Source organism: Paenibacillus qinlingensis (assembly GCF_013204845.1).
Lineage (GTDB): Bacteria > Bacillota > Bacilli > Paenibacillales > NBRC-103111 > Paenibacillus_E > Paenibacillus_E qinlingensis.
The window spans coordinates 110,935-136,392 of sequence record NZ_JABMKY010000007.1 but is presented as its reverse complement, the minus strand read 5'-3'; the positions used below and the strand labels follow the sequence as shown (position 1 = coordinate 136,392).

The window sequence follows — 25,458 nt, the reverse complement described above, 5'->3', positions numbered from 1 at the left end:
TTATTCACTATAGAGGACAAACGTTTAACAGTTATTAGAAAATTGTTAGAATTGGTTGAGATTCGTATGAACAAAAATAAGCCCAACGGCATGAATGCCATTGAACTTATTTCGTGACGGAGAGAGAGGGATTCGAACCCTCGCACCACTTACGCAGTCTAACCCCTTAGCAGAGGGTCCCCTTATAGCCACTTGGGTATCTCTCCATATATGGCTCCCCGAACAGGACTCGAACCTGTGACAACTCGATTAACAGTCGAGTGCTCTACCAACTGAGCTATCAGGGAATGAACAAGTTTTATTTTATTATGAAGGCGCCGTTAAGTCAAGTGTATACGATTTCAATTTTCCCCTGCAATTTCCACAAGCAAATTTGCGCACATCCATTTTACGTTTCCGATAATACTCTGTCTTGCAATTTACGCACTCTAACCTATATTTATAGGCTTGTTTCGCCCGGGGCCGCGGTAATGATTGACAGTATCGGGTACCTCCGACTTGGGCTAGCAAAGTTTTAAAATCCTGATCCCGATGCTGATAGCCTCGTTTCAAAATATGTAAATGATAATGGCAAAGTTCGTGCTTGATGATCTTCTCGATTTCATCCCGCCCATAGGTCTCCCACTGGCTCCAACTGATCTCAATATCATGTGATTTCATAAAATAACGTCCACCCGTCGATCGCAATCTCCGGTTAAAACGCGCCTGGTGAACGAAGGGTCTCCCAAACGATTCCATAGAAATCTGCTCGATCCATTGCTGCAGCTCTTGATCTTCCATCTACGAACACTCCCAATTACAAGTCCCTAGTACTTTGAATGACAAACCTCAAAATACGTTGAAAGACAAGTTCTTACTTGAATTTGTACCGTATGTACGGCTATACTGTCAAGTAGAAAAGAAGAACGAACGCTCTATACAGAAAGGATTTGAACCACCTCATGCCACAAATGCGCTATGCGATATTGAAGCTTGACCAACAACTGGAATTCGTCGAAATGCCTTCCTCCTATTCCTATCAATTAACGGCTTTGAACCAACGTTTGCACAAAGAATTAGAGAAACTAACCGCTGACCATGTGCCGCAGCTTCCACGTGTAATTGCGGAGTGTGACGACTTGGAATTGATCGGTACGACGTATACGCTGATCCAAGGCCTGGATTACATCAATGGTTTGGAGAAAACGTTCGCTGGTATCCAAGAGAAATCGTACCCGCTGATCTCGTTGTTGACTGAAATTCGTGCGTTGCAAGCTCAACTCGAACAATGGTACGAAGAGGAATTTGATCTCTAAACAATCGGGACCTGCACCCATTTCCCTCATTCTTCATATGCTATAAGTACATGGCGAAGAAGGGGATGGGCATATGCCACAATGGCTTTGTAATCAATTAATGCGTGCCTTCCAGAACAAAAACCGCAGACAAATTCGATTATTGAACGATAGCTGGTACTTTTACCGCACTCGCCGCTCACAAGAGGAGTGGCCCGACAGCCAATCGACGGACGGACCGAGCAAACGTAAATTTTGATGAGAAAGCTAGTACTTGTCCACAAGTGCTGGCTTTTTTGCCAGTCGGTACATAAAACCCAGATTGAACGTGTAAACATGTGATAACAAGTATAGGAACCTGACGACATCAAGAACAAGAAAAAACAGTTGCATATTTGAAATGTGCCCTCTATACTGTAAATAAATGTAACAAGTAGTAATCATAAACTCGACAATTAAATACAAATACCTGAGTGAAGCACACTCGAGCTAGCAGTTTTATCTGCTGTTCGTTTGTGCTTTTTTTGCGTATTCATTTTGAAACAGGGGGCTTATTTACATGCAGACAAATAGTAGTCAGTGGTTACGCAGAATGCGCGAGAAGCATCGTAGGTTGTTTTGGAAAAAGGGATTGGAGAATCGGTTTCAGGTGTTGCAGGAAGGTGAAAGCGTAGGACGGGAGCAAGGGAGTAGGAAGAGTGTAGTTTATGAAGGAGTAGGTCAAGTGCTACAGATTAGGAAACTACAGAATCGGGAAGGAGTAGGTCAAGTGCTACAGACTGGGAAAGGAGTAGATCAAGTGCAACAGACTGGAAAGCAAGTAGGTCAAGTGGAACAGAGTCGAAACAACGTTATCCCTTTGGAACAAAGAAGGATCGTCTCAAGGAAATTACAACCTCCCACCATCGCTGAGCTTGAGACGGATGTGTGGGAGGTTCGAAAGAAGTTTATCCTCCAGATCGCCAATCGGCGTAATGGCAAAGTTCGGCTTCAAGAAGTCGCAGCCGAGTGCAATGTGAACATTCGTATCGCGGCAGAGTGGCTCATTCGCCTCTCGATGGAAGGCATGCTTTCCCTTGTTGCAGGTCAGCGGTATACGATGACTTATTCGGTGAAGGAAGTGGGAGGTGTACTGAAGTAGGAGGGTGCAACCAACTCAATTCGACGTCTAGCAAATAGCTGTATAACCTCCAGTTAAATTTAGCGAATCCGATCTATTTGGGAGATTAGCTGGAAAACCTCCATCTATTTCTACTCAAATTGGCGAATTAGACGAAATACGCAGAAATTAGCTACATGAAATCCAGTTAAATCAGTACATGTGGAGGTGAACAGGCAAATTAGATGGAGGAAATCCAGTTAAAGTTGTAGCGACCACGATCAGTTATGGAAACTTCTGATCGGGCGCTGCGAATGAGCGTCCATGAAGCAAAGTTCACGCAAAAAAGCAGCTGGGACCTAAATCCCAACTGCCATTAATAATTAATCAACTGCTCTCTCATCAACCTACTATTGTGGTTTCTTCATCGTTAAGCCTACGCGGCCTTTTTTCTGGTCCACGTTGAGCACCCATACTTGGACGATATCTCCAACGGAAACCACATCCATCGGATGTTTCACGAAGCCGTTCTTGAGCTGGGAGATGTGCACCAGCCCATCGTTTTTAATGCCGATATCGACGAAGGCGCCGAAGTCGATGACGTTACGCACCGTGCCGGTCAATTCCATGCCCGGCACAAGGTCCTCCAGCTGCAGCACGTCTGTGCGGAAGATCGGCGCGGGGACTTCGTCCCGCGGATCCCGCCCAGGCCGCTGCAGGCTGTCTAGGATGTCCCGCATCGTCGGGACACCGACGCCAAGCTTAGGAGCCAGCTCCTCTGGCTCCAGCGTCTGCAGCAGCGCTAGGAGCTGCTGAGAGCCTAGCTGCGCGAGTTCGATGCGCAGCTCCTTGAACAACCGATCCACCACGTCGTAAGACTCCGGATGGATCGGGGTGTTGTCGAGCGGATTCCGGCCGCCGGCAATCCGCATGAACCCAACACACTGCTCGAAGGATTTCGCGCCAAGGCGCGGAACCTTCGACAGCTCCTGGCGGGAGCTGAACTTGCCATTCTCCTCGCGATACTTCACGATGTTCTTCGCTAGTGTCGCATTGACCCCCGACACGTACGAAAGCAAGGACGGGGACGCCGTGTTCAAGTCCACCCCGACATGGTTAACAGCCGATTCTACAACGGCCTTCAAGTTCTCGTCCAGACGTTTCTGCGAAACGTCATGCTGGTACTGACCGACGCCGATCGCTTTCGGCTCGATTTTTACAAGCTCCGCGAGCGGGTCCTGCAGCCTCCGCGCGATCGAAATCGCGCTGCGCTCGGCCACGTCGAGCTCAGGGAACTCCGTCTGCGCCAGCTTCGACGCCGAGTACACGCTCGCGCCCGCTTCGCTGACGATCAAGTACTTGAGCTTCCGCTCCTTGATCTCACCGATCAGCTCCGCTACGAACTGCTCCGTTTCACGGGACGCCGTCCCATTCCCGATCACAATCAGCTCCACGCTGTATGTGCTGATCAACTGCTTGAACTTCGCCTTCGCCTCCGCCACCTTATTATTCGGTGGGGTTGGGTAGGTGACGGCGATTTCAAGCATTTTACCGGTGTCATCGATGACGGCCAGCTTACAGCCTGTCCGGTAGGCTGGATCGACACCAAGTACCACATGGCCCTTAATCGGCGCTTGTAGCAAGAGATTGCGCAGATTTTCCGCGAAAATCTTAATCGCCTGCTCTTCGCCCGCTTCCGTCATCTCACCGCGCACCTCACGCTCAACGGATGGGGCTAGCAGCCTTTTATATGCGTCTTCAACAATGTTGCGCAGCACGTCTCTTACGACCGAATCGCCTCTCACGATTTGACGCAGCATATAGTCGTGAATTTTATCTGGCCCAACATCTAGACCAACCTTCAGAATCTCTTCCCGCTCCCCGCGATTAATCGCGAGAATACGGTGCGGCGGCAGGCGCTTCACAGGCTCTTGGTAGGCATAGTACATCTCATAAACCGATTCTGCCTTCGCATCCTTAGCCTCTGTCCGCATAATGCCGTTATCCTGCGTGAATCGACGCACCCAGGCCCGTATTTTCGCATCATCTGCGATATTCTCCGCCAGGATATCCATCGCGCCTTGAATCGCCTCTGCGGCGCTTCCAACCTGCTTGTCCGCGTTAATATAACGCGAAGCCTCTTGCTCCAGCGAGCCTTGACGAGGCTGCTTCCAAATCCATGCCGCAAGCGGCTCCAAACCGCGCTCCTTCGCAACGCTAGCTCTCGTTTTCCGCTTCTGGCGGTAAGGCCTGTAGAGATCCTCGATTTCCTGCAGCTTCACAGCACGCTCAATCGAGCTTCGCAGCTCATCTGTCAGCTTGCCTTGCTCATCGATCAAACGAACAACCTCAATTTTGCGATCCTCGAGATTACGCAAATATTGCAAACGCTCCTCGATATCTCGCAGCTGATTCTCGTCGAGCTCGCCCGTCATCTCTTTCCGATAACGTGCGATAAATGGAATCGTATTGCCCTCGTCCAACAGTTCCATCGTCGTCTTCACTTTACCGGAAGGCAGTTGCAACTCAGCGGAGATTTGCTTCAGGATCCGTTCCTGAATCTCCGCTTTCTTCTCCGCAGGAATCTGCACCTTCTCCTTCGGTTCCTCATACTCACTTGCTTTTGGTTTTCCTTGATTCTCCGTCGCTTGACCTTCAACGTTTATCTTCCGTCCATCCGTCTCAACATTTGCCACAGTCATACCTCTCTTCTATTGATCGTATGTATATGTATGTACAAACCAAAAAACGAGGGTACAATCTCCCTCGTCCGTTCCAGACCTTATTCAAAATTCTATCAGTCCCACACTAATTTGCAAAGCGTCGTCAACCTTTCGCATAGTTTCTTCATCCAAATGCGTAATTTTGTCCGTCAATCTTTGCTTGTCGATTGTTCTGATTTGCTCAAGCAGAATGACCGAATCTCGATCGAAACCGTGCGTTTCCGCGTCGATTTCCACATGCGTGGGAAGCTTTGCCTTTTGGATTTGAGCTGTAATCGCTGCAACAATCACAGTGGGGCTAAAGCGGTTGCCGATATCATTTTGGATCACTAGAACAGGACGGACTCCTCCCTGCTCCGATCCTACGACCGGCGAAAGATCTGCGAAAAATACATCGCCACGTTTCACAATCACGTCTTACACCCCGCTTACTAAGCGATCAAGCGTTCCGTCCGCTTCTTCCTCCGCTTGAAAAGCTTCAGATGCCATGCTGAGATTTATTTTCGCCATTTCCATATACCCACGCTGCATGGATTCGCGTAGACTGCGCTTTTTGCGTTCAATTAAATACAGCTTCATTGCCTGACGAATGAATTCACTCCGATTGGAGTTTTCCTTCTCAACAATTCCGTCCACTTCTTGCAACAGATTGTCAGGCAAGCTAATCATGATCCTTTTCGTATTATGCGCATTGCTCACACTCTCGCACCCCCAGAAACGATACAAAGACAATATTACCAGTATGTCATTCCAAAAACCAAATTATACAATAGAATATATGCCTCCGGTATATCAATTATGTTACACCATAAGATATAAGATTGTTAATACATAGTATTCTATACCCTATTCTGAAAATCCTCTCCAATACCAACATAATTTAAATGGTAAATTCATGAAGTATTTTTCTACGCCTCTAGTAACGATGACGCATGAGAGGATTTAAAGCCTCAACCCGCTCCCCATTACGCACATACACACGCGCAACACGGTGTGAAATCATACAGATGATTTCATAGTTGATCGTCCCTAGTTGATCAGCCACGTCTTCCGCGGTAATTCGTTCTTCGCCTTGCTCTCCGATGAGGACAACCTCATCTAACGCAGCTACATTAGGCACATCAGTTACATTGATCATACATTGATCCATGCAGATTCTGCCGACGATTGGTACTCTTTTGCCACGAACCAGCACCTCCGCTTTACCCGAAAGCATACGGGAGTATCCATCCGCGTAGCCGATCGGCAAGGTTCCGATTTGCTCATCACCTTTGGTGTGGTAAATCGTTCCGTAGCTAACACCAGAACCCTCAGGCAGCGTTTTGAGATGCACAATCCCAGTTTTGAGACTCAGGACCGGCTTTAGCTCAATTATCGTTTGGTCCACATCCGCAGAGGGATACAGACCATACATGGAAATCCCGAGACGCACCATCGAATAGGTCAAGCCTGGCAAGTCAATGGCTGCCGCACTATTTCCCGCGTGAATATAAGGGAACGTTTCCCCTTTATCCGTAAAATAACTCACAATCCGCTCGAACCGGCCATATTGCTCTAGCGTATAGCTCTTATCGACTTCATCAGCATTCGCATAATGTGTAAACAGTCCTTCTACATCCACATTGGGTAGTAGTAAGGCTTCTTCTATAAAAGGAATCGCATCTGCTTCTGTGTGCAAGCCGAGTCGACCCATGCCAGTATCCAATTTGATATGAATTTTTAATTTCTTCTGCGATGCGTTCTCTTGTTTACGACTTTGCTCTCGCAATGCCTCCAGTACATCACGGCTGTATACCGCAATCGTCACATCCAAATCCCGTGCGCGGTTAATCCCTTCTGGCGGCGTGTACCCGAGTACTAGAATGGGCGCAGTAATCCCTGCATTTCGGAGCTCCAACGCTTCATCAAAGAACGCCACACCCAAATAATCCACACCCGCGGCGAGAACCTCTTTGGATACTTCTACAGCCCCGTGTCCGTAAGCATCCGCTTTAACGACTGCCATCTGCTTCATACCTGCAGGCAGTACTTTCTGAAATTGTTCAATGTTGCTTCGCAGTGCATCTAACGATATTTCCACCCACGTGGGCCGATAAAAAGCATCCACTAGCGTTCACCTCTTCTATCCTGTTACAAACAACATTTTTTGTATTTCTTACCGCTGCCGCATGGGCATGGATCGTTACGTCCGATTTTCGCTTCGGAAGCAATGATAGGTGTATGATTAAGCACATAGGCAGCCTCGTTGACGAAATAACGGAATACGCGATTTCCAGGCTCAAGTACCGTCATGGTGACAGGTTTTCTCTCAAATCCATATTTCATCTCTGAATCTGGTAAGAATTGTGCCTGTATCACACCAAAACGAATTAATATCGTAGCCACGGCATGTAAAAACACATCAGCACTTGTATCCAGCAAGATTCCGGATTGTCGATGCTTTTTCCATTCTATTTCCACTTTATTCTCTTGACCAACAGTCCAGCTTGCTAACACACTTGCGATGGCTCTTCTCCAAGCTTGAATATCTTCTGGGCGACCACCCTCATTTACTTCCTCGAGAATCCCCCAGTTTACTCGATTCCAGAGCGCATCCAAGAGTATAACGGCTTGTTCCTGCTCTGTAAGCGCCAAGTAAAAGGATAATTGTTTTGCATTTACCGTAAGTTGCGCTTCCTCTTCTGTTATTCCTAGCACTAGCGCTACATAGAAAAAGAATTGGTACACCGGCTCTTGGTCTTGATTCAAGGTCGGTTTACGGAAAAGCTGCAGATTCTGCTGTTCATCGAACTCGCTCCAAAACTTCCGTGGCAAATGCTTGCGCGCAGCAGATAATTTGACGTTCTTTCCAGTCTGTACAGCCTCGAGAAAAGCTCTGAACTCATGAACAATTGGTGGTACTGGTGTCCGCTCATCCATCCAAAGTTGAAGCAGCTTTTGGTCGACCACGAGCGGTTTCAGCTTCCGCTTGGAAGCCGGTTTATGTTCTTCCATATAGGCTTCAATATCATTCGAGTTCAGCCAACGTTCTAGCGCGTAGTCATTATCCGCTTCCATGTACCGCGCGTATCTCTCTTCAAAATAAGATTTATGCTTACATACTTCATTCAATGAAGTGGACTGTTCTTTTGAAATTCTAGATGTCACTTGAAGGAATTGAATCCACTTTTTGAAAGAAGTCAAATAAGCACCGATATCAGCTTCTTCTGTGCTAAGCACATGGCTGATTAAGAATCGGCCCACGAAATCGACAATTGTATCACCTTGAACATCCTCATAGCTGATGCCATAACGCACGAAGTATTCGGTCATTACAAAGTCCATACGATCCACATGTTTCTTAGCCGTGGCTTCCTTCAACTTTCCCTCATCGTACAAAAACGTCGCGAAAGCTTTCGTCTCATTTTCCCAGAACAGCTGCTGCTCTTCAAAAGTTAAATTATCAATTGTATTCATCTTAAACACTCCAATTATCTATTCGCTCCAAAGTTGCATTATACCAAAAAAACGACCGTTCGTGGGAGTTGGTTAAATCTTCTTGTAAATTTTCTTCCGAATTCTCATGTTATACATAAGAAAAAACCCTGCACCATAGGATGCAGAGCCTTCTCTTATTGAAATAAATTTTACGTAAAATCAAGATTATTTCCCGGACTGTCCATCCGTCGCCATCGCAACTTGAATCATTTCATTTACTGGCATATCGCCCGTAAACATCCGGAACTCAACGCCATCATTTGTCCAAGTCAGTGTTCTAGGCTCATCCTTCGAGCCATTCCCAGTGATCACACCTACCGTAAATCCGAGGTCAACAATGTCCCCTGGCGGCAATGAAACCGATTTGGCTTGAGGTCTAACCTCGATGAGATTGAAGCTGTATTTCCCTTTATATCGTAAAAGTACAGCAGCATCCTCACCAAGCTTCATATCACTGATGTCTTGCTTCACAACATCCTTAGGCAAGTAGTACGGCTCAACAATACCAATACTTTGTGCTTTGGCAGTTGCTGGTGCAGTTTTCGTCGCATCAGGTTTCGTTGTAGTCCCCGTAGCCTTGGATTGATCGGATTGACCACCTGTCGCAGACAGATTTTTGTCCGTTACCGATTTACCCCCTGTAGCAGCCGGATGATCCGCATCTGTGACCGCAACGTCAGCTGACGTAGGCATCGTTTGTTGCAAATTCCAGCTAGTCATGTTGCGCTCCATTTGGAAATAGTCCTTATCGAACTTCGTATCGAATTCAAAATTCGTGAAATTCACTTGTACCAACACATTTTGATTCGCATCTGACACTTGCACTTGTGCGGGTGCGAGAGTTTTCTTATTCAGCCAGATTTTCTGACGAGAAAGTTGCTCATTCTGATAGTTCGCGGCAACATCGAAGACGTAAGCATCCTTGTCCGTTGTAAATTGACGGTCATTATCCGCAATGATGCTTTTCGCTAAAGATTGGAATAGGTACACTTGACCTTGATTCTCTGGCCAATCGCTTTGGAAGCGGAAGCTCTTCTTCAAATGCGGCGTCAAGACGAACACGCCTTCTTCATTACGCAAAACGATTTGAGTAACATCCTTCGTGGCATTTGTCAGGGAAATCCGGTAGAAATGCTCCGGCGAGAACGCAACTTCAACCTGATACTCCTGCGGCTGTTGCCCCGTGTTTAGAATCATGCTCCCTGATGCTTGATAGCTGCTCGACTTGCCCATCACATGATCCAAGTCCTTTACGATAGATCCTGCATCCTTTTTACCCATCCCGCATCCTGCGAGAACCAATGCTACGCACATTACCACTGCTACAACCCATGTGACCCGGCGCATTCGATCATCCCCTCACTCATGATTAACATCAACATAGTACATGCATATGAGGGGACTTGTTCGATTATGCAGCCAAGCTACCAGCTTGGCTAAAAAGTGTAACTGGAGTGATTTTGAAATGAAAAGAGCAGCATTAGAATAATCTCTAATTCTGCTCTTATTTGACTTTTTTAAAAGCATCCACGCCGATTTCATTCAGTCTGTTCATAATCTCAATTAAATACTGACGATTTGTCATCTCATTCACGACAACTACTCTTTGTCATAATAAGCATCCTATTCTCATTATAACTTAGGCACCTACTAGAATAGATATAAATTCTTTAAATATCCTACAAATTAATCTCTGCATCCTTCAATACAGGGTGCTTCTCATCCTTCGCCGATAAAATAGGTGACGTCGTCGGCCAAACTATTCCTATTGCCGGATCATTCCACAGAATTCCGCGGTCATGCTGCGGTGAATAATAAGCATCCACCTTGTACAGCACCTGCGTCTTCGGTTCTAATGTACAGAAGCCGTGTGCGAAGCCCTGCGGAATGAGCAACTGACGCTTATTGTCGGCGCTAAGGGTAACACCTACCCATTGGCCAAATGTAAGTGATTTTGGACGAATATCTACAGCCACATCGTAAATCGAGCCCGCAACTACTCGTACTAACTTCGTTTGCGCTTGTGGGTTCAATTGATAATGTAGTCCGCGCAGCACGCCTATCTCTTCTGAAAGTGAATGATTATCTTGAACGAAATCTATCTTAATCCCTTGCACTGCTAGCTTTGCCGCATGATAACTTTCCATAAAAAATCCCCGATGGTCTGCATGGACCTCAGGTTCAATAATTACAAGCCCAGCTAATGCTGTTGGCGTCATCTTCATACGTCCTCTCACCTCTATAGCTAACATATGCAAGAGAATCGTAGAAAGCCTCCGACAACTGTTTATATGCAGATGACCTATCCCTTATATCGTTTAGACTCCATGCAAGCGTAAAAAGGCCGCCAAGGGCTTCACAGCCCCAGCAGCCTTTTCCTTGTATGAGATGCATTTACCATATATATACGATACCTGCAATGATACCTGCCCAAATCAGGGAACCGAAGACCACGCCGACAATCAAACCTTTGCCGATCGACACATGCTCATCCTGATAAGCGTCTTCATGATCAATCATACCCACAACCTCCCCGCATACACAGTATATGCAATAGTATGGGGAAAATGTTGGCGAATCATGCGGTCGTTTTCAATATTTTTTTAGTTAATAGGCATTCTTATTGATGAAACCCTTAACGACAGTTCTCCAAATAATTTTAATATCAAATAAAAAAGTCCAATTTTCGATGTAAAAAATATCATGCTTAATCCGTTCCTCAATCGATGTATCGCCACGCAGGCCGTTGCTCTGCGCCCATCCCGTAATTCCAGGTCTAATATGATGCTTCACCATATACTTCGGCACTTCTTCTTTAAATTGTTCCACGAAATAAGGACGTTCCGGCCTTGGCCCAACCACACTCATATGCCCAAAAAGTACATTGAAAAACTGAGGAAGCTCATCGAGACTCGTTTTACGTAAAAATGTACCGACCTTCGTTCGCCGCGGATCATTCTCCACCGTCCACTCCGTATTTGAAACCTTGTCTCCAAGGTTCTTCATACTGCGAAACTTGTACATCATGAAGCGTCTGCGGTTCAGACCAACTCTCTCTTGCTTGAAAATGATAGGTCCTTCGGAGGTGAGTTTGATCGCTATTGCCGCCGCAAGCATAACAGGAGATGTTACTAGGATTGCTGCTGTTGCAAAAATGATATCAAATGCACGCTTGAACAATCTATTACGGAATTCATCCAAAGGAATATCACGCACATTAATCAGAGGCATATCCGCAAAATTATCAAAATATGGCCGCGATGGCAGGAAATCATAAAAATCAGGGATAATCAGCGTTTTGACGCCAATTTTCTCACAAACATTAATAATACTGCCGAACTTCTGATGGGCGTCCAAAGGAAGCGCAATAATGACCTCATCCACGATGCGATCATTCAGAATCGACTCCAACTCATCAATTTTCCCAATGATCGGCTTATAACTTTGATAAGTAACCTCGTGCTTCTCTTGGTAATCATCGAGGAAGCCTACAACTTCGTAGCCAAGCTCTGGATGCTGTTTCAGCTTCGTATAAAACTTGCGGCCCAGTGAGCCTGCACCGAGGATGAGGATGAATTGTTTGTTGTAGCCTTTTTGACGGGCGCGTTTGAGTGAGATCTTGATGAAATAGCGATAGGAACTTATGAGAAGAATGTTATTAACTAGGAAAAGTAATAGATACGAACGTGAAACGTCGACTTCCTTGAGGATAAAAAGCACACTAAGTAGCATCAGTAAGCTGAATGCATGTACTTGAATGATTTTCAAAACCTCGAAAGAAAATCGTTTTCTCCGCTTCGGCGTATAAAAATTCACCAAATAACTGATAAAAATCGCGATGATTGCGTAAGTGATACTCCACATCAGATAGTGTTTAAATGGTAGCGGCGAGCCATACGGAATCCAACCGCTTTTAAATTTCAACCACCATGAGAAGAGAAACACGAGCTGGATACATATAAAATCAGCCAAAGCGTATAGTTGAGTTAAAAAACCTTGACTCTGACGAATCAAACAGGATCACCTCGTTGGACGTAATTTATTTCGAGCTAGTGATAGGATGAACTTCACACCTACACCTATGTATACCATGGCATTCGTAAGCCAAGAATACTTTTTGCGATAGTGCTTATTATGGAATAAAATCATCGCTCTATGAAATTCATAAATAATCTTATACGGCTTTCTTCGACTGCTGGCCCCTTTATGATGAACAATCTGAGTCTTAGGGTAATAGTAATTCACCCAGCCGGCTTCCTTAATTCTATAACACCAGTCGATATCCTCACCATACATAAAAAATTCCTCATCCAGCATGCCGACATGCTCTATCGTCTCGCGGCGTACAAGCATGAAAGCTCCAACTAGTGAATCGATGGGATATTGTTGGTCAGCATCTAAATAACCAAGCTGATATTGATTAAATCTGTGGATTTTCGGAAATAGCTTGGCAAATCCAAATGCATAGTAGAAAGACGCTGAGGGCGTTGGGAAGCCACGCTTGCAGGCTTTATCCAGTGAACCATCTGGCAGCACGATTTTGCAGCCACTGGCTCCTACAATAGGGTTCTCGTCCATGAAATGCAGCATTGTTTGGAAAGTATCTTCTTGGACAATGGTATCAGAGTTCAGGAGCAAGACGTAGCGGCCTTTGGCAATGCGAATACCTTGGTTGTTCGCTTTTGAAAATCCTACGTTCTCTGTATTGGCGATAGTGACTACATGAGGGTACTGCTCATTCACAGAATGAATAATGCCATCGTTAGATGCGTTATCAATAAGAATGATCTCGTATGTGTATGATGTAGTTGACGAGAATACCGATTCAATGCAGGCTAGGGTTAGATTCTTCGTTTTGTAGTTCACGATGATAATGGATAAATCCAAGATATGACCTCATTTATTAATTGATTACCCCTAGTATAGCACGGGAATATTAATTTTCGCCTAAAAAAATAAGACTAGCTGCTGCTAATCTTAGGTAATCATTCAATAAACCATTTATTCACTTCGGATGGTGCTTGTCTTTGTTTAGAACGAATTAAGCTTCTTTTGATTTTCAGTTCTGGGCACTTGCGATAAAAATCTAACCAAGCCCCTAATAATTTGGGTTCACGGATGAGTGCGTACACAAAACTAAGACATTCATAAACCAACAGTGGGAAGAAATGCTTCATAACGGCTTTGATATCATCGTTCTTCACCATCATTTTATAGCGATTGATATAAGATAATCTTCTTACAAAAAGCGGCTTACTGCTCCTGCCGCCCTCTTTCCAGCCCCGTTCATGATAGGCGATTGCTGTTGGCTCATAAAGTGCCTTCCAGCCTAATAACTGTGCTCGCCATGCCACATCTACGTCTTCTTTATAGGCAAAGAAATCCTCATCGAAAAATTCGCCATTTAGGCTAATGTCATTGATCATCTCGCGTGAATACATGGCCGCTGCGCCAGAAACACCGAAGACTTCTTCTGATTGTTGAAAATGATCACCGGACTGATGTGCGCCACGATCAAAAGCTCTTCGCGCTTTGTTTATCACGAGTCCGGTGCTGTCGATGTGATGAGGTGCCGCTTTGAAAAGTAATTTGCCTGTTGCACTGCCTGCTCGAGCATGACCTTTTACCGCTTGTATAATGTTATGAACATAATCTTGATCAAGGACCACATCTGGATTCAGAATCAAACAATATTCCGTTTCCGTCATACGAATAGCTTGATTATGTCCTCCTGCAAAGCCATTGTTGAACTTATTAAGTATAATAGTACACTTTTCCGCCCATTTATTAAGCTTTTGATGCGTAGCATCCTTAGAAGCATTATCTATTACGATGATATTGTCAATTAAATGGGATTGCTTTAATACCGCTTCCAAGCAATCGTCTATATGCTCAGCGCTGTTATAAGTGACGATATGGATACTGACTCTCTGTGTATTTACTTCCAAATTATACAGCCTCCTATTCATATTTATTGTACATAAATGGAAGCTGAAACAAAATGGGATTTTTCAACAAGCAGTAATCCAAGAAAAAGCCGTAATATGCGTATAAGCATACTAACAGCTTTCCTTTATTCATTATCTTCAGCAATTATAGGCCCTCCTACCAAGGACGCAAAGAATAAGTAATTCAAAATACAGCAAGATAGGCAAACAAAATTGGGCATCGATACCATAGTACCTCATACACCAGTTAATTCGCATAAATGCAATATCAACTAACATAATATTTTTCAACCGAATTAAATTAGAGCAACTGCCTTTGAATCAAATACTCAATTATGAACTCAGCAGATTCCATAAGAGAATATTCCCCCGTTTCTATATTCAGTTCAGGCGAGCTAGGTGCCTCATAAGGTGCAGAGATACCCGTAAACTCTTTAATTTCTCCGTTCCTTGCTTTTTTGTAGAGACCCTTTGGATCTCTTTGCTCGCAGATTTCTAATGAACAGTTCACATAAATCTCGATAAACTCACCTGTATCAAACATATTTCTTGCAATTGCTCTATCTGCTTCATACGGCGAAATAATTGCTGTCAGCACTAAAACTCCTGCATCCACAAATAACTTGGATACTTCTCCGATCCTACGAATGTTTTCTTTTCGATCTTCTGCACTAAAACCTAGATACTTATTAAGACCTAAACGAATGTTATCCCCGTCGAGGATATACGTACGAATTCCTCTTTTGTAAAGCTGCTTCTCTACTTCATTTGCTAAAGTTGATTTTCCAGAGCCAGATAAGCCGGTAAACCATAGTACACAGCTCTTATGCTGATTAAGTTCATTGCGATCCTGTCTATTCAATGATTTATGAAAAGTTAGGTTTTTAGGTGAAAATTTTATGGTGATGCACCGCCTCAGATTTCGTCGAATTCCCCATCATGTTAACCCTCTCTTAAATTATCGTCAAGTGATTTCAACATCAGGTGGAAATAGTAATGAAAAAATACCTGAACCATATATGATTCAAGTATTCCTAGCTTTCAGCAGTTGTTCACCACTAATTCCTTTAGAAACTCCTTTAATCCCTCTCGCCAAGGCCTTAAATATTCGAATCCATTTGCTCGTATCGCCATTTGTTCCATAACTGAGTAACATGGCCTAGGAGCTGGGCGTGGAAACTCTTCAGTCGTACAAGACTCAACCTTCGTCTTCAAGCCGCTTTCTTCAAAAATAGCACACGCAAACTCGAACCACGAGCAGAATCCAGTGTTCGAAGCATGATAAATACCGTATCGTTCCGTTTGGACAAGTTGTTCCAGAAAACAAGCAAGATCTACGGTGTATGTAGGCGAACCGACTTGATCACTGACTACCTTTAGCGTATCTCGTTCCTGGGCCAGCTGTAGCATCGTTTTCACAAAGTTAGCTCCAAATAAACCATAAAGCCACGATGTCCGTACAATAAAATATCGGGAAGTTAGCGTCTGGACAAGCTGTTCCCCTGCTCTTTTGGACTTGCTATACACGCTTTGGGGATTCGTATTGTCATATTCCCTATATGGCTTAGAGCTAGTACCATCAAAAACGTAATCCGTACTAATATAACACAATTTTGCATTGATTTTCTCAGCAGCTACCGCGAGATTTCTTGTGCCGAAAGCATTGATCTTGTAGGCGATATCTTCTTCAGTTTCTGCCAAATCAACAGCCGTATAAGCAGCACAATGGATGATAACTTCTGGTTTTAACTCACCAATAACCAAACTGCACTGATTCGCATTTGTAATATCCAGTTGATCTCTACCTAGACCGTATACTTCATGATCTTTTGCGAGAAATTTTACCAGATCTTTCCCTAATTGGCCATTCGCACCGGTCACTAATACTTTCATACTACACTCCTAGACGGGATCCATATTGCTGGGCAAAATACTGTTGATACTCTCCAGAGTGGATTCGTTTCCACCAAGCTTGGTTGCCTAAATACCATCGAATCGTTTCATTGATACCTGTTTCAAAATTATGTACAGGTTTCCAGCCAAGCTCATTTGTAATCTTAGACGCATCAATTCCATAACGGCGATCATGTCCTGGACGATCCTTTACATACTGAATTAGAGACTCCGGCTTGCCCAACTCGCGAAGAATTGTTTGCACGATATGTATATTCGTTCTTTCGTTGTTACCGCCAATGTTGTACACTTCCCCGTTAACACCTTTATGTAACACCAAATCAATAGCACTGCAGTGATCTTCGACATATAGCCAATCACGTATATTCAAGCCATCTCCGTATACAGGAAGCGGCTTATCCGCTAAAGCGTTTGCGATAATGAGCGGAATAAGTTTCTCAGGGAATTGATACGGCCCATAGTTATTCGAACAGCGCGTTATGTTAACAGGTAATCCGAATGTTTCATGATATGAGCGGACGAGCAAATCGGAACCAGCTTTACTTGCAGAATACGGACTATTCGGTGCAAGCGGAGTCTCCTCTGTGAAAAGACCAGTCTCACCTAACGACCCATAAACCTCATCCGTTGAAACATGCACAAACTTCTGAACGCCGTATTTCTTTGTGGCCTCAAGCAGTACTTGCGTACCAAGTACATTCGTTTTCACGAAGATATCCGGCTCAAGGATACTTCGATCCACATGCGATTCCGCAGCGAAATGGATCACTGCTTCGATCCCTTTTTCAAAGATGTTGTTCACCAATTCTTTATTAGCGATATCACTTTTGACAAACTTGTACTTGCTGTTGTCTTCGATCTCCGTTAGGTTTTCCAGATTTCCGGCATATGTTAGTGCATCTAAATTAATGATTTCATAAGTTGGGTAACGATTGAGCATATAGTGAATGAAATTGCTGCCGATAAAACCGGCACCGCCTGTAACCAAAAGTTTCATAAAGTGTGCTCCTTTTATTTAAATTGATCTCTTCATCTTATGTAGTAGATTTTTGATCACTACTGTGATCCATCGCAATACTCCTGATTCGAATGCCTCCCTAAATAAAGGGAAAATTTTTTCCAAGCTAAGCTTATACTCCATACCCTCGATTATCGCCAAAAAAGAGTTCTCCAAATCGAGCGCTTCCGAAAATTTCTCATCCACTTACAAAATAAGCTCTTATTCCCACTACGGTAGCACACGAAATTTTTTCAACAAATTTATGGAATCTTCTATCATTTAAAACACTAGTTTATACTCTCGTTATTTCTAGAAAGTCTAATGTCTTCAGTAAAATTAATTCTTTCCTTTTCAACTACTAAAGGTCTTTTTAATACTTGTGTATGAATTGAACCGATATACTCCCCAATAATACCAATGAAGAACAGTTGCACCGACGAAAAGAAAAATAACCCTATTACAAGCGGAGCAATTCCTACATCAAAATAATTCCAAAAGATCAACTTAGCCAGGAAATATAAAATAGCAACCATAAAGCTAACTGCTGAAGTTACAAACCCCAACATAGCAGCCAATCTTAGAGGAATTTTTGAATGATTGGTGATCCCTAACATCGCTATGTCGTACAATGTATAAAAATTATTCTTTGTAATGCCCCTTTTACGAGCGGGTTGAATGTAGTTGATCTTATAACTTTCAAATCCAATATCTGAAATTAATCCTCGGAAATATGGGTAAGGGTCATCTATTTTTCGAAGCACTTCAATAACTTGTTGATCATATAAACCAAATCCGGTATTATTTTTCGTCAACTCGATTTCAGACACTTTATTGATAAAATTATAATATACTTTTCTAATAGCAAACATTAATCGAGATTCTTCACTCTGATTTTTCACACCTAATACAATCTTGTAACCTTCTTCCCATTTATCAACAAAATTCCTTATCATTTTCGGCGGATCCTGTAAATCCGCGACCATGAGTATTACCACATCTCCTTTTGCTTGAAGCAATGCATGATAAGGGGATCTAATGTGTCCAAAGTTTCTTGAGTTAACAATTACTTTTACATTCGAATCCTTTGCTGCAAGTTCTTTTAATATAGATACTGTATTGTCTTTAGACGCATTATCAATAAATATATGTTCATACGAATACCCAGCTAAGCTGTTACAAATCTCCTTGACTTGCATATACAACTCTTCCACATTTGATTCTTCATTATAACAAGGTGTTACAATACTTAATAATTTCATTACTTCACCTATTTGTTCTTATTTTTTTATTTATCGAACATCACTTTAAATTCTCCCCCTACACTTTCAAGTGAAGTGTACCTAGGCTCATATGTTAATACGCTCTTGCTTCTTATGTTTGTAGAATAATAATTATATTTATACCCTGAAGATGAAGTTTGTGAAAATGTCCTATCAATCTCAACTTTCAAGTTATATTCCTTAACAAAATAGTTTATTAAATCAAATTTACTGACTGGTTTTAAACTATATACATCAAACACGTCATTTAGCTCATGCTTATAAATACACAATTCTACTAAAGCTACAAAGTCTCTAGGGTGAATATAGTCTCTTACAATATCAATATGATTTGTTTTGAAAACTCCATTTTTTTTCAAACATTCACTGATGTCTGTTAGCAAATACTTTGATGTTGAATCAATGAATCTACTAAAAAAACCAAATATTCTTAAATCAACAATATTAAATTGATTATAAGCCCTGTGTTTTGCTTCCATATAAAGTTTTGTAATTCCATAAAAATGAGTCGGTAATAGACGATTAATTTCTACTTCACTTTTTGTAATTTCTTTAGCAGGTTGGTCAAATGATGTTGAGTATGCCGCACCGCTGCTTAAATTAATATATAATGTTTTAGGGTTGGTAACTAGAAAATTTAAAATTAAATTGTCATAGTATTCGGACACAGAGAATACAGAACTATATTCATCTTTAGACTTTATAGAATCAACAATGCCAATACAATTAATAATTACATCGTACGAATGAAATTTAAACTGTTCAAAAGCATGTAACGTATATTTACTTTTGTTAATCATGTGCTCATTTATAAAACATTCTAGCTTAGAGAAAGATCGAGCAAATAAGGCTAAGTGAAAGTTTTCATTTTCCGATAAGTAATAAATTAGATTTTTGGCAATATGGCTTGTTGCTCCTAGAATTGCTATCGTTTTTGACCTTATAACGGAAGTATCCATTGCCATCCTCCATGAAAGAATCTATTTAGGTACTTCCACTTCCTCGACCAGGTCAATTAGCATCAGTTCTTTCAGTTCATGACGCTCAAGATGTGGCGACATATCTTCAATAGGTCTATTTACAACTAATTTAGGATTAACAGTTGTATTTTGCTCTAGTGATACTACTATCACTATTGGTCCTTCGATGCTGAGGGCTTCAATAATTTTTAGTTCAGCTTCCTCAATTGAAGTTATATTGAACGAAGGAATATCATACGCTTGAGCGATTCTCATTATATTAGGTGAAGAATAAACTGTAGATTGCTTACGGCCTCCAAAATATAAATCTTGAAATTGTCTGACCATCCCAAGACAGTTATTATCCATAACAAAGATTTTAATCGGTAATCGATGCTTTGCAATCGTATCAAACTCTTGAATGTTTACCTGAATACCACCATCACCAGCTATAACAATGACTCTATTGTCATTTACTAAAGCTGCTCCTATTGCTGCTGGTAAAGCAAAACCCATCGCTCCCATTCCCCCAGAATTTAACAGCCTTTGATTCTCTTTTAACTTAAACGATTGCGAAGCCCACATCTGATGCTGTCCTACATCAAGACAGATTACATCCCCCTCATCACTTTTTGCTGAAAGCAACTCCATAAAAGTATTCGGATCTATATGCGCTTGCGGAGAATCATAACAACGTGTTGGAAATTTCATTTTGTAATTTTGTATTTTTTCCTTCCATTCGGAATAGCTACGCTTTTGGTGTTGATGGAGTCTTTCATTTAGTAAAATTAAAAAGCTTTTCACGTCACTATGAACAGCTATGTCTACATTAACTTTCGCATTTAATTCATGAAAATCAATATCTACGTGTATCTTTTTAGCAGCTCGTCCAAAAGTATCTGGTCTAGTACCTGTTTGTCTAGAATCAAGTCTAGATCCTAATATTATAATTAAATCACTATTAGCAATAGCTAGGTTACTGTATCTATTACCATACGACCCTATTAGACCAATGTATTCGTCTCGTGTATGCGGAAATGCATCAAGGCCCATTAAGGATGAAACAATCGGTATTCCAGTCAACTGCACAAGATCCTGCAATTCATTTGCAGCATTAGCAGCTCTGATCCCCCCACCTGCTAAAATGATAGGCCTATCAGCATTTTTGAGCAATTGAATAATTTCTTCCAATTCTCCTTCTGAGACATTATGGTTAATCTTTGATTGCAATTCTTTATATTCAGCAGTATTATAAAAACTCAGAAGACGATCTGGATCGATATTCTCTCTCTGTAAATTCATAGGTATATCAAGCAATACAGGCCCCGGGCGACCATTTTGAGCTAGATAAACAGCTTTTTCAAGATGAAATCTAATCATTTTTGGATCTGTAACAAGTTCTGCATATTTAGTTAATGACTTAGCCACACTTACAATATCAGTTTCCTGAAAACCAATTTGCCGGACTGGTTTATCAAACTTGTATTCATAAGTATTTACCTGTCCTGTAATAAACAAGCACGGAACGCTATCAAAATAACAACTGCCTATTCCAGTCAATAAATTCAACGCACCTGGACCGCTAGTAGCCATAGCTACTCCAAGTTTACCATTTAATCTCGCATATGCCTCTGCAGCAAACGCTCCTGCTTGTTCATGACGAACAGAAATGCAATGAATATCGTCTCGTAAATATACGGAGTCCAATAAATGTGCAATAGCTCCGCCAATAAACTCAAATACGTGCGAAGCTCCATTTTCTGCAATAAAGTCTATAACATAATCTGAAAGTTTCATAGAATTCTCCTTTTGTTATGTTTATAGTTATCGTTTAAATTGTGTATTAACATAATTTTCAATTTGTTCAAAACATACTTGCCTCATATTGGCACCTTCACGATATCTTTGCGTCCAAGATACTATGCTCTCCAGTGTTTCTTCTAAGTTCCATCGGGGTTCCCAACCCAAATGCGTTTTTGCCTTTGAACAATCTAACTTTAAATAATGCGCCTCATGTGGGTGCGGACCTTTGTCTACAGTGTAAATGCTATCCTCAGCCCATAATTCGCATATCTTATCTACAATCCAGTTTACAGATTTTGCATCGCTATCCGCGGGACCGAAATTCCATCCTTCTGCGTATTTTGTACCATGTAAATATAATTTTTCAGCCAGTAACAAGTAGCCTCCTAATGGCTCTAAAACATGTTGCCATGGTCTTATCGAATTCGGGTTTCTAATTATAATCTCTTTTTCTTCCAAAAGAAATCGAATACAATCGGGAATCAAGCGATCAGCCGCCCAATCTCCTCCACCAATTACATTCCCAGCTCTAGCTGAAGCTAAAGCTGTTCCATGCTCTGAATATCTCTCGCTATTGAAAAATGAATTTCTGTAAGCTGATGTAACCAATTCAGCGCAAGCTTTACTACTAGAGTAAGGATCGTATCCTCCCAACCGCTCATTTTCACGATAACCCCACTCCCATTCCTGATTCTCGTAGCATTTGTCTGTCGTTACATTAACCACAGCCTTTACACTAGGTACCACTCGAATAGCTTCAAATAAATTTACAGTTCCCATGACATTAACAGAATATGTTTCAACTGGGATTTTGTACGAATCTCTAACTAGCGGTTGCGCCGCCATGTGTATAACAATATCAGGTTTAAATTCTGTCATTGCTGTTTTTAATAATTCAAAATCTCTAATATCTGCAATTGTTGATTGATCTAGCAATTCCTTTATGTTACATATCTCAAATAAACTCGGAGATGTAGGAGGGAGTTGAGCATAGCCCGCTACTTTTGCTTCCATCTGGATTAACCACAAACATAGCCAAGACCCCTTAAAACCTGTGTGTCCTGTAACAAACACTCGTTTATTTTTCCAGAATTCAATCATACATTCTTCACCGATTCTTTATCCCAAATTTTCCAAGGTGCTTTCTCACTTGCCCACAATTGTTCCAAATGGTTTCTGTCACGTAGTGTATCCATTGGCTGCCAGAATCCTTTATGTTTGTACGCCATTAACTCCCCAGATTTCGCAAGATTCTCCAATGGGTCTTTCTCAAAAACAGAGGAGTCGTTCTCTATAAAGTCAAACACCTCAGGCTGACAAACAAAAAAACCTGCGTTTATCCAAGAGCCATCTCCTCGAGGTTTCTCCTGAAAGCCACGCACTTCATTGTAATCAGATATGTCCAAAGCCCCAAATCGGCCATCCGGTTGTATAGAAGTTACCGTCGCCAATCTTCCACTCAATTTATGAAATTCAACTAATTCTTTAATATTCACATTTGAAACACCATCACCATATGTTAGCATAAATGGTTCATGACCAATATATGGTTGAATTCTTTTAACCCTACCACCAGTCATCGTATCTATTCCAGTATTAACAAGTGTTACTTTCCATGGCTCGGCAGAATGATTATGGATGATGTTTTCATTATCATTTCTAAAATCGAAAGTAACATCTGATTCATGAAGGAAGTAATGCGCAAAATATTCCTTAATATAATATCCCATGTAACCTAAGCAGATTACAAAATCATTATATCCATAAGACGAATAAATCTTCATGATATGCCACAGAATCGGTCTTTGTCCGATTTCAATCATCGGTTTTGGTTTAAGGTGAGATTCCTCACTAATTCTTGTACCGTATCCACCAGCTAATATTACAACTTTCATATAAACCTCCTAAATTATTTATACTAATCTTATAATTTTTTCACTGTAAATTAATATATGAAAAAGAATTAAAATTGGGAGGTTGCCCTCCCATAATCCTAACTATTTTTAGAAACAAATTCTTTTATTTTTCTAATCATGTGGTCAATCATTACTTCGTTCAGTCCAGGATAAACACCAACTAAAAATGTATCATTTAATATTTTATCTGTATTTGTCAGATCACCATAGACACGATAATTAACTCCTTGGAAAGCAGGCTGTCGTGTCAAATTACCTGCAAATAACATACGTGTCTGTATTCTATTTCCTTCCAAAAAGTTAACAATATCATTCTTAGTGAAGTTTAAATTCTCACGTAAAGTTAAAATAAATCCAAACCAGCTAGGTTCAGAATTCCTCGTTGCAGTAGGAAAGATAAAATAATCATCAAGTTCCTTTAATCCTTCTAATAATCTATTAAAATTTTTTATTCTTGTTTCAACAAAAGAAGGGACTTTTTTTAGTTGCTCAACACCAACAGCAGCTTGCATATCAGATACTCTTAAGTTATAGCCGATATGTGAGTATGTATACTTATGATCATAACCATATGGAAGTGTTCCTACTTCCCATCCAAATCTTTTTTTACAAGTATTATCACAACCAGAAGGGCACCAACAATCTCTTCCCCAGTCTCTGAATGATTCAATAATCATCTTAAGTTGGGGGTTATTTGTATAAACGGCTCCACCTTCTCCCATGGTCATATGGTGTGGCGGATAAAAGCTAGATGTTGCAATATCACCGAAGGTACCTGTCAATTTACCTTCAAACTTTGCTCCCAGTGCATCACAATTATCTTCAATGACCCAAAGATTATATTTTTGTGCTAAATCTATTACTTTATCTATTTCAAATGGATTACCCATGGTATGGGCAATCATAATTGCCTTTGTCTTTTCTGAAATGGCCCCTTCAATTCTATCTACCATAATGTTATAAGTCCCAAGATCGACATCAACAAACACTGGAACAGCACCATTTTGTACAATTGGAGTTACTGTAGTTGGAAAGCCAGCTGCTACAGTGATAACTTCATCACCAGGTAATATACGTCTATTTCCCAATTTCGGGGAAGTAAGTGCTGAAAAAGCCAGTAAATTTGCTGACGAACCTGAATTAGTTAATAAAGCATATCTGACTCCAATAAATTCAGCAAACTCTTTTTCAAATTGTTTGCTGAATCTTCCTGCGGTTAACCAAAAATCCAAGGAAGAATCGACAAGATTTTTCATTTCTTTTTCATCGTACACACGTCCACCGTATGAGATAGTTGAAGAGTCTGAATTGAAGGATTCCTTTTTCTCATGAAATGTTTTATAAAACAATTCTACTTTCGACAGCAATTCGAATCTCATAATTTTCTCAGCAACATCTCTAGATATACTGCTTACATAAATAATTTCCGACTCATCATAAATACCTTTTTCCCTAATATCAAATACCCTACTACCCATTCCGTCAATTTCTATAAGCATTTGAAAATTAGGTTCTGTTAGTTCCTTAACGTTTAGTTTAACAACTTCATATATACTGCCTACAACATTAACATTAGTAATAACAGCTAAATCACTAGTTAATTTACATTGAACTAAATCATTTATTATCAACATGTCTTACGCTCCATTTTTGAAATTTATTAGTTTTGAAACTCCAAAATTTATGACCAATGAAACTAACTACGGTTGTTATAAATAATGCAACAACCTGAGAGAACAAAGGGTTTATTCTTAGATAGTTAACCATTATATAAAGCAATAACAAATTAATTAAGAATGAACATACATAAACTCCCATGAATTTCACCAAGTTTTTATATGTATGACTTCCCGATTTAAAGGTCCACTTGCTATTCCACAAGTAACTGTGAACTACTCCGAGAGTATGGGCAATTAGCAACGAAAACATATAATTTAAATCAAAAGATCTCAAACAAAGAAAATAAACTATATAACCAACAATGGTATTTAGTACTCCTACAATCAAAAATTTAATAGTTTGGGATCGCATTATTGTAAACCTTCCATAAGCTAGTCGTATTCTG

Annotated in this window: 25 protein-coding genes and 2 tRNA genes; 3 read left to right on the top strand and 24 right to left on the bottom strand. The window is 41.4% G+C overall.

The features are described 5' to 3' along the window. Nucleotides 1-117: 117 nt before the first annotated feature. From HQN88_RS15355 to HQN88_RS15345, 3 genes are all read right to left on the bottom strand, one after another. A tRNA-Ser gene (locus HQN88_RS15355) sits at nt 118-206 on the bottom strand. Between the two features lie 5 nt (nt 207-211). After that, nucleotides 212-287: transfer RNA gene (locus tag HQN88_RS15350), tRNA-Asn, on the bottom strand. Between the two features lie 19 nt (nt 288-306). Continuing rightward, nucleotides 307-780, bottom strand: a complete 474-nt coding sequence (locus HQN88_RS15345; protein ID WP_173113424.1) for a SprT family protein — start codon at nt 778-780, stop codon at nt 307-309. Nucleotides 781-941: 161 nt separating this feature from the next. Between HQN88_RS15345 and HQN88_RS15340 the strand changes: the two genes are divergently transcribed. The 3 genes from HQN88_RS15340 (at nt 942) to HQN88_RS15330 (ending at nt 2,415) form a co-directional block, all read left to right on the top strand. Next, nucleotides 942-1,295 (top strand): hypothetical protein, encoded by a 354-nt coding sequence (locus HQN88_RS15340; RefSeq protein WP_056608646.1) that lies wholly within the window; start codon nt 942-944, stop codon nt 1,293-1,295. A 73-nt stretch (nt 1,296-1,368) separates the two neighbouring features. Beyond that, on the top strand, nt 1,369-1,533 hold the full coding sequence (gene cmpA / locus HQN88_RS15335; protein WP_141692697.1) for a cortex morphogenetic protein CmpA: 165 nt from the start codon (nt 1,369-1,371) through the stop codon (nt 1,531-1,533). 300 nt (nt 1,534-1,833) lie between these two features. After that, the gene (locus HQN88_RS15330; protein ID WP_173113421.1) at nt 1,834-2,415 is read left to right on the top strand and encodes a hypothetical protein; all 582 of its coding nucleotides are present in this window, start codon (nt 1,834-1,836) and stop codon (nt 2,413-2,415) included. A gap of 368 nt (nt 2,416-2,783) precedes the next feature. Here HQN88_RS15330 and HQN88_RS15325 read toward each other — a convergent pair whose 3' ends face one another. The 21 genes from HQN88_RS15325 to HQN88_RS38655 all read right to left on the bottom strand — a co-directional run bounded on the left by HQN88_RS15325 (nt 2,784) and on the right by HQN88_RS38655 (nt 25,424). After that, nucleotides 2,784-5,075 (bottom strand): Tex family protein, encoded by a 2,292-nt coding sequence (locus tag HQN88_RS15325; RefSeq protein WP_173113418.1) that lies wholly within the window; start codon nt 5,073-5,075, stop codon nt 2,784-2,786. An 84-nt stretch (nt 5,076-5,159) separates the two neighbouring features. Continuing rightward, a complete protein-coding gene (locus HQN88_RS15320; RefSeq protein WP_028553893.1) occupies nt 5,160-5,510 on the bottom strand; it encodes a type II toxin-antitoxin system PemK/MazF family toxin in 351 nt (116 codons plus the stop codon). A gap of 3 nt (nt 5,511-5,513) precedes the next feature. Continuing rightward, a complete protein-coding gene (locus HQN88_RS15315; protein ID WP_028553892.1) occupies nt 5,514-5,795 on the bottom strand; it encodes a CopG family ribbon-helix-helix protein in 282 nt (93 codons plus the stop codon). A 217-nt stretch (nt 5,796-6,012) separates the two neighbouring features. Continuing rightward, nucleotides 6,013-7,203, bottom strand: coding sequence for an alanine racemase (gene alr, locus HQN88_RS15310; RefSeq protein ID WP_173113415.1), 1,191 nt, complete (start codon nt 7,201-7,203; stop codon nt 6,013-6,015). 23 nt (nt 7,204-7,226) lie between these two features. Beyond that, nucleotides 7,227-8,552 (bottom strand): SEC-C metal-binding domain-containing protein, encoded by a 1,326-nt coding sequence (locus HQN88_RS37655; protein ID WP_246320264.1) that lies wholly within the window; start codon nt 8,550-8,552, stop codon nt 7,227-7,229. Between the two features lie 186 nt (nt 8,553-8,738). Beyond that, on the bottom strand, nt 8,739-9,920 hold the full coding sequence (locus HQN88_RS15300; RefSeq protein WP_173113412.1) for a LolA family protein: 1,182 nt from the start codon (nt 9,918-9,920) through the stop codon (nt 8,739-8,741). A 332-nt stretch (nt 9,921-10,252) separates the two neighbouring features. Further along, nucleotides 10,253-10,798: a dTDP-4-dehydrorhamnose 3,5-epimerase gene (rfbC, locus tag HQN88_RS15295; protein WP_173113409.1), complete on the bottom strand. Its 546-nt coding sequence runs from the start codon at nt 10,796-10,798 to the stop codon at nt 10,253-10,255. A gap of 169 nt (nt 10,799-10,967) precedes the next feature. Next, nucleotides 10,968-11,093: a hypothetical protein gene (locus HQN88_RS38080; RefSeq protein WP_268796177.1), complete on the bottom strand. Its 126-nt coding sequence runs from the start codon at nt 11,091-11,093 to the stop codon at nt 10,968-10,970. An 87-nt stretch (nt 11,094-11,180) separates the two neighbouring features. Next, nucleotides 11,181-12,587 carry an undecaprenyl-phosphate glucose phosphotransferase gene (locus tag HQN88_RS15290; protein ID WP_173113406.1) on the bottom strand — a complete coding sequence of 469 codons (1,407 nt, stop codon included), beginning with the start codon at nt 12,585-12,587 and terminating at the stop codon, nt 11,181-11,183. Nucleotides 12,588-12,593: 6 nt separating this feature from the next. Then, nucleotides 12,594-13,460, bottom strand: coding sequence for a glycosyltransferase family 2 protein (locus HQN88_RS15285; RefSeq protein ID WP_173113403.1), 867 nt, complete (start codon nt 13,458-13,460; stop codon nt 12,594-12,596). 98 nt (nt 13,461-13,558) lie between these two features. After that, nucleotides 13,559-14,521: a glycosyltransferase family 2 protein gene (locus HQN88_RS15280; RefSeq protein WP_246320263.1), complete on the bottom strand. Its 963-nt coding sequence runs from the start codon at nt 14,519-14,521 to the stop codon at nt 13,559-13,561. Between the two features lie 301 nt (nt 14,522-14,822). Further along, the gene (gene cysC / locus HQN88_RS15275; protein WP_246320262.1) at nt 14,823-15,383 is read right to left on the bottom strand and encodes an adenylyl-sulfate kinase; all 561 of its coding nucleotides are present in this window, start codon (nt 15,381-15,383) and stop codon (nt 14,823-14,825) included. 179 nt (nt 15,384-15,562) lie between these two features. Then, nucleotides 15,563-16,414, bottom strand: a complete 852-nt coding sequence (rfbD, locus tag HQN88_RS15270) for a dTDP-4-dehydrorhamnose reductase (protein ID WP_173113397.1) — start codon at nt 16,412-16,414, stop codon at nt 15,563-15,565. Nucleotide 16,415: 1 nt separating this feature from the next. Continuing rightward, nucleotides 16,416-17,432, bottom strand: coding sequence for a dTDP-glucose 4,6-dehydratase (gene rfbB, locus HQN88_RS15265; protein ID WP_173113394.1), 1,017 nt, complete (start codon nt 17,430-17,432; stop codon nt 16,416-16,418). 290 nt (nt 17,433-17,722) lie between these two features. Then, nucleotides 17,723-18,694 carry a glycosyltransferase family 2 protein gene (locus tag HQN88_RS15260; protein WP_173113391.1) on the bottom strand — a complete coding sequence of 324 codons (972 nt, stop codon included), beginning with the start codon at nt 18,692-18,694 and terminating at the stop codon, nt 17,723-17,725. A 26-nt stretch (nt 18,695-18,720) separates the two neighbouring features. Next, entirely contained in the window at nt 18,721-19,674 is a 954-nt protein-coding gene (locus HQN88_RS15255) for an NAD-dependent epimerase/dehydratase family protein (protein ID WP_173113388.1), read from the bottom strand. A gap of 21 nt (nt 19,675-19,695) precedes the next feature. Then, nucleotides 19,696-21,471, bottom strand: coding sequence for a thiamine pyrophosphate-binding protein (locus HQN88_RS15250; RefSeq protein WP_173113385.1), 1,776 nt, complete (start codon nt 21,469-21,471; stop codon nt 19,696-19,698). A gap of 27 nt (nt 21,472-21,498) precedes the next feature. Then, on the bottom strand, nt 21,499-22,578 hold the full coding sequence (rfbG, locus tag HQN88_RS15245) for a CDP-glucose 4,6-dehydratase (RefSeq protein WP_173113382.1): 1,080 nt from the start codon (nt 22,576-22,578) through the stop codon (nt 21,499-21,501). Further along, nucleotides 22,575-23,372 (bottom strand): glucose-1-phosphate cytidylyltransferase, encoded by a 798-nt coding sequence (gene rfbF / locus HQN88_RS15240; RefSeq protein ID WP_173113379.1) that lies wholly within the window; start codon nt 23,370-23,372, stop codon nt 22,575-22,577. Before rfbF ends, rfbG begins: the two co-directional genes overlap by 4 nt. A gap of 98 nt (nt 23,373-23,470) precedes the next feature. Continuing rightward, a complete protein-coding gene (rfbH, locus tag HQN88_RS15235) occupies nt 23,471-25,027 on the bottom strand; it encodes a lipopolysaccharide biosynthesis protein RfbH (RefSeq protein WP_216855719.1) in 1,557 nt (518 codons plus the stop codon). Next, nucleotides 25,011-25,424, bottom strand: a complete 414-nt coding sequence (locus HQN88_RS38655) for a GtrA family protein (protein ID WP_173113377.1) — start codon at nt 25,422-25,424, stop codon at nt 25,011-25,013. Before HQN88_RS38655 ends, rfbH begins: the two co-directional genes overlap by 17 nt. Between the last annotated feature and the right edge of the window lie 34 nt (nt 25,425-25,458).